The sequence below is a fragment of the Oceanobacillus sp. HCA-5259 genome, assembly GCF_037892815.1.
GTDB classification, from domain to species: domain Bacteria; phylum Bacillota; class Bacilli; order Bacillales; family Amphibacillaceae; genus Oceanobacillus; species Oceanobacillus indicireducens.
In genome coordinates this window covers 223,497-238,089 of sequence record NZ_JBBKBV010000001.1, presented here as the reverse complement: position 1 = coordinate 238,089, position 14,593 = coordinate 223,497, and the positions used below count along the sequence as shown (strand labels likewise).

7 protein-coding genes, 1 pseudogene and 1 riboswitch are annotated in these 14,593 nt (G+C 39.9%); of the genes and pseudogenes, 5 read left to right on the top strand and 3 right to left on the bottom strand.

Annotated features, from left to right (window positions below):
• Positions 1-19 precede the first annotated feature (19 nt).
• A riboswitch (SAM riboswitch) is annotated at positions 20-137 on the top strand.
• A gap of 120 nt (positions 138-257) precedes the next feature.
• From WKU33_RS01060 to WKU33_RS01040, 5 genes are all read left to right on the top strand, one after another.
• Complete coding sequence (locus WKU33_RS01060; RefSeq protein WP_156854145.1) at positions 258-1,967, top strand: O-acetylhomoserine aminocarboxypropyltransferase/cysteine synthase family protein; 1,710 nt, start codon at positions 258-260, stop codon at positions 1,965-1,967.
• A 170-nt stretch (positions 1,968-2,137) separates the two neighbouring features.
• The gene (locus WKU33_RS01055) at positions 2,138-3,022 is read left to right on the top strand and encodes an SGNH/GDSL hydrolase family protein (protein ID WP_340452798.1); all 885 of its coding nucleotides are present in this window, start codon (positions 2,138-2,140) and stop codon (positions 3,020-3,022) included.
• A gap of 4 nt (positions 3,023-3,026) precedes the next feature.
• A complete protein-coding gene (locus WKU33_RS01050) occupies positions 3,027-3,665 on the top strand; it encodes a YpmS family protein (protein WP_156854141.1) in 639 nt (212 codons plus the stop codon).
• 170 nt (positions 3,666-3,835) lie between these two features.
• Positions 3,836-5,461: a catalase gene (locus WKU33_RS01045; RefSeq protein WP_340452797.1), complete on the top strand. Its 1,626-nt coding sequence runs from the start codon at positions 3,836-3,838 to the stop codon at positions 5,459-5,461.
• A gap of 85 nt (positions 5,462-5,546) precedes the next feature.
• Positions 5,547-6,050: a hypothetical protein gene (locus tag WKU33_RS01040; protein ID WP_188855826.1), complete on the top strand. Its 504-nt coding sequence runs from the start codon at positions 5,547-5,549 to the stop codon at positions 6,048-6,050.
• Between the two features lie 118 nt (positions 6,051-6,168).
• Here WKU33_RS01040 and WKU33_RS19035 read toward each other — a convergent pair whose 3' ends face one another.
• The 3 genes and pseudogenes from WKU33_RS19035 to WKU33_RS01030 form a co-directional block, all read right to left on the bottom strand.
• Positions 6,169-8,388, bottom strand: coding sequence for a Cna B-type domain-containing protein (locus WKU33_RS19035; RefSeq protein WP_445321670.1), 2,220 nt, complete (start codon positions 8,386-8,388; stop codon positions 6,169-6,171).
• Positions 8,362-13,431 (bottom strand): annotated as a pseudogene (locus WKU33_RS01035) (Cna B-type domain-containing protein); the annotation flags it as partial. The pseudogene WKU33_RS01035 and the gene WKU33_RS19035, both read right to left, overlap by 27 nt.
• Positions 13,432-13,844: 413 nt before the next feature.
• Entirely contained in the window at positions 13,845-14,477 is a 633-nt protein-coding gene (locus WKU33_RS01030; RefSeq protein WP_336251736.1) for a hypothetical protein, read from the bottom strand.
• Positions 14,478-14,593 lie beyond the last annotated feature (116 nt).

The following is a 14,593-nucleotide window of genomic DNA, read 5'->3' as shown; positions in this document are numbered from 1 at the left end:
AAATCTGAAGCAAGAAATCTTCTTATCAAGAGCGGCGGAGGGATTAGGCCCGATGAAGCCCGGCAACCTTGAAGTAAGCAATTTTACTTTTAATGGTGCTAAATCCTACAGATCTACCCGGATCTGGAAGATAAGAGGAGGATATGTATAGTAAACTATACGCCCCTCTTCTTAAGGAAGGGGGGCGTTTTAATTATTCCCCTCTCTCCAAAACATACCAAAGCTACATATTTTTCAAAACCAAGGAGGAATTATCAATGTCAGAATTCAACATTTTCAATTTAGAAACACAAGCTCTTCACTCTGGTCAGGAGGAAGCAGATCCAACATCACGGGCAAGAGCGGTTCCGATTTATGAAACAACTTCCTATGTTTTCCGGGATACGGAGCATGCACAAAATCTTTTCGGGCTCACAGAAGCAGGAAACATTTATACAAGAATCACCAACCCGACCGTCGGAGCTTTTGAACAACGGATTGCGGATCTTGAAGATGGTGTAGGAGCAGTGGCAACATCTTCTGGAATGGCTGCTATTACGCTCGCTATTCTAAACATCGCTGGAACCGGTGATGAAATCATTGCGGACAGCAATCTTTACGGTGGAACGTATAACCTGTTCCTAAACACCTTACCGAAATACGGAATCACATTTAAGCTAGTAGACGGAACAAACCCGGAGAATTTCCGTGCAGCAATCACGGATAAAACGAAAGCAATATTCGGGGAAACGATTACGAACCCAAGCTTGAACGTATTTGATATTGAAGCAGTTGCTGAAATCGCGCATGAAAATGGGCTTCCACTCATTATCGATAATACATTTGCAACCCCATTCATCACAAAACCAATTAGCTGGGGCGCAGATATTGTGATCCACTCGGCAACGAAATGGATTGGCGGTCATGGTTCAACTATCGGCGGTGTCGTTATTGACGGTGGACGCTTCAACTGGGATAACCCGCGTTTCCCTGAGTTCACAACACCGGACGATAGCTATAAAGGTTTAAAATACGCAGATGTAGGACCGGCTGCATATGCAACAAAATTACGTGTTCAACTTCTACGTGATATTGGTGCATCACTAAGTCCAAAGAGCGCATTCACTTTCATTCAAGGGCTAGAGTCTTTACAAGTACGTATTGATCGTCATTTGGAAAATACGAAAGAGGTCGTTAAGTACCTAAAGAACCACCCAGCTGTTGAATGGGTCAACTATCCAGGGCTTGAGGAGCACCCATCCTATGAATTGGGGAAAAAGTATTTAAACCGAGGCGCAGGATCTATAATTACATTTGGTATTAAAGGTGGCCGGGAAGCAGGACGTAAGTTGATCGATAACATTACCCTCTGGTCCCATGTGGCAAACGTTGGAGATTCGAAATCCCTTATTATTCATCCCGCTTCAACGACACACCAACAACTAAGTGCAGAGGACTTACAAAAGAGTGGTACGCCTGAAGAGCTTGTCCGGCTATCAATTGGTCTTGAGTCAACGAAAGATATCTTGAAAGACCTTGACCAAGCTATTGCAAAAGCAACTGGTGAAGCACCACAATTCACACCGACTGCGGATGACGCAGCTAACTGGTTGCTCCATTCGCCTTTCGATCGCTCCAATGGGTTGAGAAAGAAAACAATTGCAGTTACTGGTGTTGATGAAGCAACCGAGAAGAAGTTGCGTAACTACGGTTTTGAAGTTGTAGCGGTTGAGGAGCCAAAACAATTGAATGGCACTTCCGAAACACTTGATGCTCTTGTAGTAAATGCAGAAGAACTTCCGAAAGAAACAATCGAGCAACTTATAAATAAAGAAAGTAAAATTCTTTGGATTGAAAATAACATCGATGATGCAGCAGCAGAATATGCACAAGCAGCAGGCATTCACGTGATCGAAAGCAAGTCCATTGCGGATGAATTAGACCGTATCCGTGGCAGTAAAGCAGCAAAAGAAGCAATCGAAATATAACAATTTTTTTATTAAAGAAACGAATGCAAGGTGCGTTCGTTTCTTTTTTGTTCCTGTCTCCTCGTTTAACTTCAACTTTTTGTGCGTAGAATAATTGGGTAGATAGAGCATACTAGACAAATTAAATCCACGTTTTATACTGGTAGTAGACAGATTATAGGTGTGATACGATGAAAAAAATATTATTTATTCTTTTTGCAATCATTCTTTTAACAATAGGAATACTTTATTATATCGATGGTCAGCCCCCAGCATTAACCCAACCGTTGATCCCTGAGGAAAATGCAGAAGAATTGAAGGAAGAAATCGAACCCGAACAAGATGAACTGGAAGATAAGGAAGAAACTGAAGAAGAGGAAAACAGCTTTTCCGAACGATTATCCCATATTGTCCGAGAGACGATTGGCCGGATTTTCCAACGGGAAGTGAAAATTGTTGCGATTGGTGACTCGTTGACCCGTGGAGTTGGTGATGCAACAAATAGTGGCGGCTATGTCGGCATTTTAGAGCGTTCCATCAATCAAGAGGACGAGATTGCAACATTTGAAAACTTCGGTATTCCCGGAAATCGGACGGATCAGCTTTTAATCCGCTTGGGGCAACCTGAAATCATTGAAGCACTGGAAGAGGCAGATATTGTTCTCGTCACGATTGGCGCCAATGACATCATGCAAGTGGCAAAAGAAAATATTACGAACCTCGAAATGGATGACTTTATTGATGAACATAGCGATTATGAAGAGCGGCTTGAAGAGGTTCTTAAAAGGCTCTCTGATATTAATTCAAATGCCGATATTTACTTGCTTGGGATCTATAATCCTTTTGAAAAGTATTTCCAAGATATCGAGGAATTAAATCAGATTGTAAATACATGGAATGAGACAGGAAGCAGCTTGGCGAACGAAATAGATAATATTACTTTCATTCCGATTATCGATTTATTTGCAGGGAATGAAGACCCTATATTTGCCGATGATAATTTCCATCCGAATTATACGGGATATTATTTGATGGCAGAGCGTGTGTTAGACTATATTTCTAGAGAAGAAGGTTGACAGCATGGCGAGAACCGATAAGCACCGACAGAAGATCAATTGGAAAACAGGTTTTTTCTTGATTTTAGCATTGAATATTGCCGGCCTCCTGCTGCTTGTCAGTTTGATCTTTTGGCCGGCGGAAGATGTGGAATTACCTAGTGAATCAGCGGAGATCAAGCAGGAAAGCTCCCAATTCATTGTAAGGACATCAAAGCAAAATTTAAATAATCTAATTAACGCTTATATTGAACATCTAACTGAAAATACACGGCATAAGTACCGGATTGAATTGGAAGAAGATGTGCATCTGATTGGAGAACTGCCAGTGTTTTCAACGACGGTCCCCCTATCTATGCATTTTGAACCGGAAGTCGCCCAAAATGGGGATATTATTTTAAAACAAGAATCTATTTCACTTGGATTGCTGGAATTACCGAATCGGAGAATTATGCAATACTTGGCTAGATACTTACCAATGCCAGATTGGGTTACTGTCAATCCAAATGAAGAAGAGATTTATATTGCCATTTCCGACATGGATATTCGCAGTAACTTCGAACTAGCCGTCGAAACCATCGACCTGAAAGAAAACAACCTCGCCTTCCGCATCAGCGTCCCATACGAAACATTCGGCATCGAAAGCTGGAAAATGTTCCCCTGATCGGGACACGGGGTCAGAGCAGTTGTCCCTCCTTTTGAGCGGGACATGGGGTCAGAGCAAATGTCCCAGATATTTGGGACAAAAGCTCTGACCCCATGTCCCGTTTTGCATGAAATCTTCTTATCTGGGTAGGCTATTCATTGATAACTTTAGGAAATGAGGGACGAACAATGAGTAAAGAGCTACCCAAAGATGATTACGAAACGCATAAGGAAGATGAGAACACGTTAACGACACGGCAAGGGCATCCGGTTACGAATAATCAGAATATCCGAACCGTAGGAAATCGCGGACCGGCGATGCTTGAAAACTATGACTTTATTGAGAAAATCAGCCATTTCGACCGTGAAAAAATCCCAGAGCGGATTGTCCATGCTCGAGGTGCCGGGGCTCATGGTTATTTTGAAACGTATGGAACGGTCGGTGATGAACCGGTTTCTAAATACACACGAGCGAAAGTTTTTCACGGCAAGGGGAAACGAACTCCTGTATTTGTCCGCTTTTCCACTGTTGTACATGGGAACCATTCTCCAGAAACTGTCCGTGACCCGAGAGGATTTGCAGTGAAATTTTACACAGAAGACGGGAACTGGGACTTAGTCGGAAATCATATCAAAATATTTTTCATCCGAGATGCGATGAAGTTCCCTGATATGATCCACGCATTCCGCCCAGACCCTGTGACCAACGTTCAGGACAGTGAGCGTTTCTTTGATTTCTGTGCGAACTCGCCGGAATCTTTCCATATGGTGACTTTTATTTATTCGCCCTGGGGAATTCCAGCCAATTACCGCATGATGCAAGGTTCCGGAGTGAACACATATAAATGGGTAAATGCTGAAGGTAAAGCAGTTCTCGTGAAATACCACTGGGAGCCGAAACAAGGAATCAAGAATCTCACGATGAAAGAAGCTCAGGAGATCCAAGGGAAAAACTTTAACCATGCAACACAGGATTTATATGAAGCGATTGAAAAAGGCGATTATCCCGAGTGGGAATTATTCGTCCAAATCATGGAGGATGGACCACATCCGGAACTTGATTTTGACCCGCTCGACGATACGAAGCTCTGGCCGGATGATCAGTTCCCGTGGCTTCCAGTTGGAAAAATGGTACTTAACCGTAACCCGGAGAACTATTTTACCGAAGTGGAACAAGCCGCTTTTGGAACGGGAGTACTTGTGGATGGCTTAGACTTTTCTGAAGACAAGATGCTCCAAGGCCGCACCTTCTCCTACTCTGATACACAACGATACCGTGTTGGCGCAAACTATTTACAACTGCCGATTAACGCAGCGAAAAGACGGGTGGCAACTAACCAGGAGGGCGGCCATATGCGCTTCGATAACGATAAAGGGCCTAAACAGAATTTGCATGTGAACTATGAACCATCCAGCTTGGGCGGGCTTGAAGAAGCCGAACAAACCGGGAAAGAGTACACTCCGTTTGTGGAAGGTAATATTGTCCGTGAATCCATTGACCGAGACGATAACACGAAACAAGCTGGGGAAACCTATCGTAAGTTCGAGCAATGGGAGAAAGATGAGCTTATTAATAATCTCGTGAACGACCTTTCTACCTGTGCGAAGGTAATTCAAGATAAAATGATTGCGCTTGCGGAGTCAGCAGATGAAGAGTATGGCCGAAGATTACGCGAAGGTCTAGAACTTACAAGTAAACAAGAATCTTCCACCGGGATGGAGGCTGCAGAAGAAATGCATCCACTCGGTGCAAAAGACGCAGACAAAGCAGTAGATGAAGCAATCCGAAAAGGCCACGACGCCGAACCATATTAAATGGGACAAATACTCTGACCCAATGCCCCTCTCCACTCTATTCAACTTCGATTCCATCTAATGTTTTATTATTTTTTTATGTGGAATGAGTAACTATGGAGTTGATACTGTGTTTGAGTGGGGAGACTTTATTACAGCGTTCTGGGCTTTTTTCGTAAACCTTCCATTAGTGACATTCATTCATCAACTAGGGCATTATTTGATGGCCCGTTTATTCGGTGGGCGTTCGGAGATAGTTCTGGGTCGAGGAAAGCAATTATTTAGAATCGGCGCTGTAAAAGTGAATCGCTTTTATTTCCTTGATTCATTTTGTCACTATGAGTCGCTAAAAGTGAATTCAAAAGCTTCACATATCCTTGTATATGCTGGGGGTGTGTTGCTTAATTTATTTTCTCTGCTACTAATCAATATCTTAATTATGAGCAACACACTGCCAGAGACTTCTTTTTTCTACCAATTCGGTTATTTTACAATCTACTTCATGTTTTATTCCCTCTTTCCCATCCAATATTCGGAAAAACATGCGAGCGATGGGAAGCAAATTATTAATATTTTAAGAAACAAATCAGCATCTAATATTTTTGATTAAAGCGGGACATTGGGGTCAGAGCATTTGTCCCGCCTCTTGGGACAAATGCTCTGACCCCATGTTCCACTGGAAAATAGACTCTAACTGTCATTTAGACGGTTAGAGTCTTTTTGTTTATTTATGCGGATTTTCTTCGTCGATAGATTGTAATGGCCGCTGCCAGAACAATTAAGCCGATTCCGATAGCCAACAAATTAAAGATATTTGTCGCTGTTCTTGGAAGTTTGCTGCCTTTTCCAGAATCTGAATCTGTTCTATCCACACCTGCTGATGTTTCTTTCTCTTCTTTATCAACTTGTGTGCCCGGAGTTTTATCTTTGTCTTCCCCGTCCTTTGGATCTTCTGCACCTTCCTCAACCCCTACTGTATACGTGTTCGTAATATCGTAGCCGTTGATCGTTGTTTCGTAATCTTTCACTGCTTCTTCCTCAATGGTGTAAACATATGCCGCACCCTCTTCGTCAAACGCTGGAAGATCGGTGAAGCTGTATTTCCAGTTGTCTGTTACCGTTACTTCTTTCGTATCGATGACGACATTATTCTGTAAAAGATGGACTGTGATGGATTCCGGCCGCACTTCTTCGCTGTCACCAACCCATGTTTTCACACCTTCTACATCCATCGTACCGACACGGAGGTTCGTTATGTTATAACCATCAATGATTGTTTCATATCCTTCTACCGGGACTTCTTCAATCGTGTAGATAATCTCTTTACCAGCACTGTACTTCGGCAAGCCTGTAAATTGATAGCTCCAGTCTTCTGCCTCCGTCGCATTCATGCTCGCAACAACTTCACCGTTTGCCAAGAGATCAACTGTAATCTCTTCCGGTCGGTCATTCGCTTGGTTGTCACCATCGAGCCACGTCTTCTCACCGGAAATAGTAATGGTTTCTGGTGTGTAGCTGTTTGAAATAATGATGTTGCCATGATTTTCATCATTGATTTCTGTATCATACTCCGGTACTTCTGTTAATTCTTCTACAGAGTAAACAATCGTTTCGCCTGCAGCTTTCTCGTCAAGCTTAGTCCAAGTATGCGTCCAGTTATTCTCTTCTGATAATTCAACAGGGTCACCAACCGGCTTACCATTGGCAGTTAGCTGAACTTCGATAGCATCAAGTCGCTTGCCATCTTGGTTACCAGCATCATCCCAATGCTTTGTTACAGTTACTGCGGTCTCGCCTGGTGTGTAATGGTTTGTAATATCATAACCATTGATTTCTTGCGTGTAATCCGTGACCGTATTTTCTGTAACCGTGTAAGCAATTTCTTCGCCGTTATCGTATTTCGGTAGATCTATAAAGCTATAGCTCCAGTTATCTTCTGCTGTTACTTCTACAGAATCAAATTGATTGCCATTTGCTAAAAGATTGACCGTGATTGAGTCTGGGCGAACGCCGTCTTGGTTGTCAGCATCATCCCACGTTTTCGTGCCGGTTACTTCGGTTAGTTCTGCTGTATGGCTGTTTGTAATGTTAAAACCATTAATTATCGTGTCATAGCCTTCCACCGCATCTTCAGTGATCGTGTAGACAATTTCATTACCATTTTCGAATTTCGGTAAATCTGTAAATTGATACTTCCAATCGTCTGCCTCCATCACGATAGCTGTTTTAATTAATTGATCGTTGCCGTATAGATTCACAGTAATCGAGTCTGGACGAATTCCATCTTGGTTATCGGCGTCATCCCACGTTTTAGTCCCACCGATATTGATCTTTTCCGGTGTATGGCTATTTGTAATAATGATGTTCCCACTATCTTCATCATTAACTTCTATCTCATACCCTGGTAAATTGGTTAATTCTATTATAGAATAATCAATTACTTCTCCTGCTGCTTTTTCATCGAGTTCTGTCCATGTGTAAGTCCAGTTATTCTCTTCTGATAATTCAACAGGGTCACCGATCGTATCACCATTTGCTGTTAACTGTACTTCGATAGCATCAGGGCGTTTGCCATCTTGATTATCTTTATCTTGCCAATTTTTAGTAACCGTGACACTTGTCTGTCCAGGTGTGTAATGGTTTTTAATATTATAACCATCAATTTCTGTTGTATATTTGTCTACTGAGTTTTCAGTAACGGTATATACAATTTCTTCACCGGCATTATATTTCGGTAAGTCTGTGAAGCTGTATTTCCACTTGTCTTCTGCAGTTACCTCAGCAGAATCAACTTGCTCACCATTTGCTAGTAAATTTACAGTGATGGAATCTGGACGTTTACGATCTTGGTCGTCACCATCATTCCATGTTTTTGCTCCAGAAACTTTAGTTACCTCAGGTGTGTAGCTGTTTGTGATGATAATGTTACTGTGATCCTCATCATTCACTGCCATATCATATTCCTCTAGTTCTGATATTTCTTTTACGGAATACTTGATTGGTTTTCCATCACTATTTAATGGTAGCTCTGACCATGTGTGAGTCCAATTATTTTCCTACGTTAACTCGATTGGTTCACCAAATGATTCGCCATCTGCCGTTAATTGTGCTTGAATGCTTTCTGGACGATTACCATCCTGGTTATTCGCATCATCCCAATGCTTCGTCACAGTGACTACTGTTTCTTCTGGTGTGTAGCTGTTCGTAATATTATAGCCGTCAATTTCTTGAGAATAATCTTCTACCGTACTCTCTGTAACGGTGTAGGTAATTTCTTTTCCAGCTTTATATTTTGGCAAACCTGTAAAACTGTACTTCCAATTGTCTTCTTCTGTTACTTCAACAGAATCAAGTTGCTTACCATCTGCTAAAAGATTTACCGTAATAGTTTCTGGGCGATTACCATCTCGGTTATTGGCGTCATCCCATTTTTTTGTGCCTTCTACATTAATTAATTCCGGTACATGGGTATTTGTAAGCTTGAAATCAAATGGATTTTCTTCATTAACTTCTACTTCACTTTCATAACCCTTAACAGCTACTTCCTCGATTGTGTAGGTGATTTCATTCCCTGCACGGTCTGTTGCTGGTAATTCAGTGAATGCACCTTCCCAGCCGTTTTCTGCATTTAGAGTTAATTCAAGATCTGTTTCCTCATTATTTGCAAGCAGTTTCACTTTGATAAAATCAGGACGCAAGCCGTCTTGGTCATTTGCATCTACCCATTCCTTATTCACAGAGACAGTTACTTGTTCAACCTGATATTCGTTTGTAACAGTTAAGCCATCTCCTGATATTGTCTTCTTAAAATTGTCTGGAACCTGAACTTCATCAACCGTGTAATCATATACCTTTCCATCAATATCTGTTACATCTAAATCAGTCCAAGTATATTCTGTTTCTCCATCTTCTAAGGTAACAGGTTCACCATAGGCTTCCCCACCTCTATATAATTGAAGCTGGATAGAATCTGGTCTAACGGATTCTCCGTCCTTCCATACCTTAGTTCCAGTTATATCTTTTTTTTCCTTTGTATTCTCAAAATCTACTTCAAAAACTTTTTTGTTGTTACCATATGGTTCATCCACGTTCATTTCTATTTCTTCATTTGATAAAACATATCCATTTGGTGACTCCACCTCTATAAGATAATAGGTTCTAAGAGGCAAGTTACCTATTTCCAGAACACCATTTTCTGTAGTGAATTCATCTCCAAATTGGACTCTTTCACCATTTAAGTCAAACTCAAGGATAAAGGTAGCTTCATTATTTGCAATTACTTCTTCTTCCTCAGAGTCTACCTTTGTAACCACAATTGCTCCTCTTTTTGGGTTAAATTCTCCGCCTACCCAAGAAAATTCTCTTGCACTTATACGTTCAGATTCAACCGTTTTTTCATCGATGCCAGTTCCTTTAAAACTAACAGTATTGTTAACTTCACCATCTGTTTCTGTTACAACAGTTGTGTAGTTTAACACTAAGGTCTCTTCTAGATCATCTAATAATTTGATTTCTAATATGGTCTCGTCATTCTCATTTACGGTTACTTCAAGAGAGTAATCTTCGCCTTTCACTAAAGTGGGTTCACCCAATTTAGTGATTTTCAGACTGTCTTCAACGTAAACTAATCCGGGACTTATCGTATCTGTAATGACAACATCCTGCAAGATAGTTGATAGACCTTCATTCACAGTAACTTGCCAGTCAATTTCCTCTCCGGTGAAAACTTGATTACCGTCCAGTCCAATCGTTCCTTTTTCCAGGAATCGATTATGTTTGTCATAATTAACCGTTCCTGAGTAAAGATATTCATCCCCGCCAACTTTAACTTTTGCGTTGTTTGTGTATTTTGGTTGCGAAATATTTGGAACTGTTGTTGTAAATTCGATGACATATCTTTCTTTTACTTCAAAATTATCATTAAATGTTAAAGTGAACTCATCACCTTCAACGGTAACTGTATAGTCATCTATCTCAGGTCCTGTAATGTTTGTTCCACCATTAGCAGCTACCTCATAGACTGATACTTTGATACTGTTTGGATCAATCGTTCCTTCATAAGCCAATGTATCTGTAATGACAACACCCGGTCCAAGGTTTTGCTTTTGGTAGTTCGTATATAGCTGCCAAGCAATTTTTCTTTCTGAACCACTTTGCCAGCCATCAACCAGGTTTCCTTTACTGTCTTTGCGGACACGTTGGCCTTCTTTTTTACCACTGTTCCAAGAATCTTCTCTCACTGTTGTTTGTGCATCTCTCTCTACTGTAAAATCATTATTATTTACAGTTTTTCCGATGAATGTAGCTTGGTTTTTATAAATTCTCGCTTGGTTTTCTTCACCTATATGCGGATCTGGATTATGACCTTCAACTTCTAATTGTGGATCATATGACGTTTTATACGTTATATTAACCTGAGCATTTAACGGTAAGCTATCTCCAGAAAATTCAAGTATAAATCCTTTGTGATAGCCAGTCTCTTCCCCCTCTGTATTTGGCGATAAATTATAATCTATACCTTCTTTAAGAGTTTGATTTCCAATGGTTACTTTTAGTGTTTCCGGTAACAGTATCAACCCTTTGTTAGGAAAGGTGTCAACTATTTTTAATTCAGCTATATCTTCTCTTATTGGATTAACTGTAAGATTCCAATCAATAGTTTTCTCATTATAATCTATCCCACCAAATTTTTTGGCAAAGCTATTTGCTGGGGGCGTTATTTCATGATTATCACCAGGTGTACCTTCACCGATGCCATCACCTTCCATAAAAGCGGCATTGTCAAAGTTATCGATCTTAAAGTTTTCAATTTCAGTTGTATAGGTAATTTTAATATGTTTGTCACCAATATTTCCTAAGTCTATTCTAACTTTCTGTTTTCCATCATCTGCATCTGAAATTGTTATACTTTCAGCCGTAATTTCATTTCCTTCTTCATCTTTTATAAGAATATCATCTTCAGAAATGTTCAATCCCGCTGGAATCAAATCGGTTACAACAACATTATTTACTGGATGTTTCGCTTTATTAACATCAATCGTCCAAGTAAGTGTTTTATTGTCATAATCTACATTGGAGTTTCCTGATTTTTCAAGGAGTGACTGTCTCGAATACTCTACCTTCGCATCATCTTCCCCTATTTTCATTTCTCCATCGTATAATTCAGTGTGATTCGTAAATTCATTGTCAAGTTGATAATCCCCATCATTAACTTTTGACCAGTCGATATTTGTGCTAAATGTAATTTGATAAATTTCATCAGATCCTACTTGACCTAAATTGATTGGGAACTTCTCAGCACTTCTTTCTTCTATCCAATTCCAATTGCTATTAAACTTATGAACTTTTATAGATCCTTCTACTAAACTCAATTCATCTGGTAGTTCATCCCTTACAATTGCCTCATCAATCTCACCACCAGATTCATTAACTATAATCGTCCAGTCTATTTGTCCAGTTTTATCATTATACACTCCACTTTTTTCTATTGGATTGCTTCGCTCAAGTCCACCTACAGTTGCCTCCGCATGTAATTCCGAACCTTCATAAGAAAACAATGCGTCATTTGTAAAACTATCAATCGTATAATCTTCTATCGTTGTTGTATATTGAATTCTATAACCTTGGTATGGTGCTATATTTTCAAATTCAATATTAAATTTATTGCCATCCACTTGCGGATTTGCATTAAATTCATCACCAACGCGCTTATCTCCATTCAATCCAACAGATAATTTATTGATAACAAAATCTCTTGGTACACCTAAGCCATCTGGAATAACATCCTCTAAAGTTGCATTTGTCATTGGTTCCTCATGGTCATTCATAATATCGATTGTCCAAGTTATTTCTCTTGCATTCAAATCTCGATCAGGATGACCTTCTTTTGTGATAGCACTAATATCCCCTTTTGGTTTTGCAATGACCGTAAGTGTTTTATCACTTTTATCATTAAAATGGATCTCTTGTATTGTATTTTCTTGGAATTTTTCTAAATTAAATTGTAAATTTAAACCTACAAAGCCGTTTTGAACAGCACTATCTTCAATATTTTCATTAAAGACAAATCTAAGTTCGCCATCAATAATACTATACTCTCCAACATTTACACCGTCAGTTATTATTGGTTGATTTGTTATATTAACCTGTTTAAATATGTCCGGAAGCTGCATCGATACGGTGTCACCGCTTTTAGCATGGTTGTCTGTTTCCCAATGAAATTCTATTTGGACTACAGTACCGTCATCTATATCAATGATAGAACCGTCTTCTATCTCATTACCATCAAATGTAAAGCTTTTAAAGGTAAAGATATTCTTCAATTCAGCAAACGTACCAGCTGTTCTTTCCTTCTCCTCTTTCTTTTCTGCTGATTTATCTTCTGAATCTTTTTCATCAGTAAGTTCTTCATCTTCCACATTTGCTATATCTTGCTCAGTGGAATCCTCTTCAGATGTTTCTTCGTTTCCCACTTCCTCTGAAGCTTCCTCGTCTTCTTCAAGAGTTTCTTCTACCACATTAACCTCCTCTTCAAGATTTGTTGTAGATTCATCTTCCTCTTCAGCAACTTCTTCTGAGCTAACATCTTCACTTTCCACATGTAGCTTCGTCGCCTCCACAACAAATTCTCCCTTAGCGTATGGATATTCTTCCGTTGCTTCCTCGAAGGTTACCACTACGGTATTGTTTGTTGTAGCTGCATATTCCCCAATATCCACTCCCTCTTTCGTAAGAAGTCTTCCTGTTTGATTCTCATCTATTGACAGATCATCAGAAAGTTGAAGCGAGTCCGTGTTTCCTGGTTCAATCTCTAGATGTTCGATGGACCAATTAATTTGTACGTCGACCAATTCAACTGTTCCATGCCAGGAATCCTGTTGTTCGCCTGTCTCTTCGGCCACAATACCGGTAAAGACAGAGTCATTATAACCTGTTGCAAAAATCTGGCCCGGATAAGCAAAACTGCTTAGCAAGGTTTGAAACAGTAACATTACTGCGAACAATATACTGATTCTACTGCCCATTTCCCTAGACATTCCTCGTATCCCTTTCCCTTCATTTTTTACCAAACCTAAGTATAGATATGCTTTCTAAACAAAAACTATACAAATCTTTTGAAGGCCATCGAAATTATTCGAATTATGAGTACAAGGAACTATCTTGGCGGTGAGTATTTAATGAAAAACCTTTGTCCTTTATAGAGAACGGTCTAACAGCTTATTGTTCACATCAAAAAAAGTCCCAACTCCTAAAGAGCTGGGACTCCAAATCTTCCTTATTATATACTTTCTTCCTTTCACTCAGCACACTTCACCCTCCTTCCGCACCTGTTCCACCAAAACAAGCGATTCTTAACGATAATCCATAAAAAAAGGAGCCTCTCGCTCTGCAGCGACGGTTCCTCCTATTTAATGACTAAACGTTTAAATTTATTAGATATATGAAATAAAAATGATTGCTTTGGTATGGTGCGTTCACCCAGGACTAGCTGGGGTGCCGGAAGCGGTTGTAAGCTTTCTCTGTAATATTTTAGTTTCCCGTAGTAGATCAGTTTGTTTTCCAATGACTTCCGGATATCATACGGTGTTATAAAATAGGTCGGCTTTTCAAAATTGAATTTCGCTGAATCTTGGACTACAGTCGCCACAAATTGGGAACAGAATAAGGCCGAACGCCGTTTTATTTTAACTCGGAACAGAACACCGAACAATCCGATGAAATTATAACGATATTCATGCTGCCTCATCTCTATCTCTTGTATTTTCCTCACCATCGTTCGGTATTCTTCTTCACTGACCGTTTGTGAATAAACGGCACAGTTCGCGTTTGCCATGAAGTCACTCGTTATATCCTCTTGGACAAACCCACCAATAAATGGATTTTTAGGCCGTTTCCTACCAAAACTATATACTGTTGTAAAATCCTTCGTAAAGGATATGGAGACATGATTCAAATCCCGCCTCGTAAAGAAGTTGATCACTTTTGCTAAACTGGTTCCCGTATCTGTAAATAGAAAATAAATCTCTCTTTCTTTCATTATCATTCCCCCTTTCTTCAGTCCATATAAAGAGGCGAGCTACAATCTACTATTACACAAAAATCATTTTTCGCCAAGTTCTTTTTTTAACCATTTTATTATTTTTTTCGGGTACT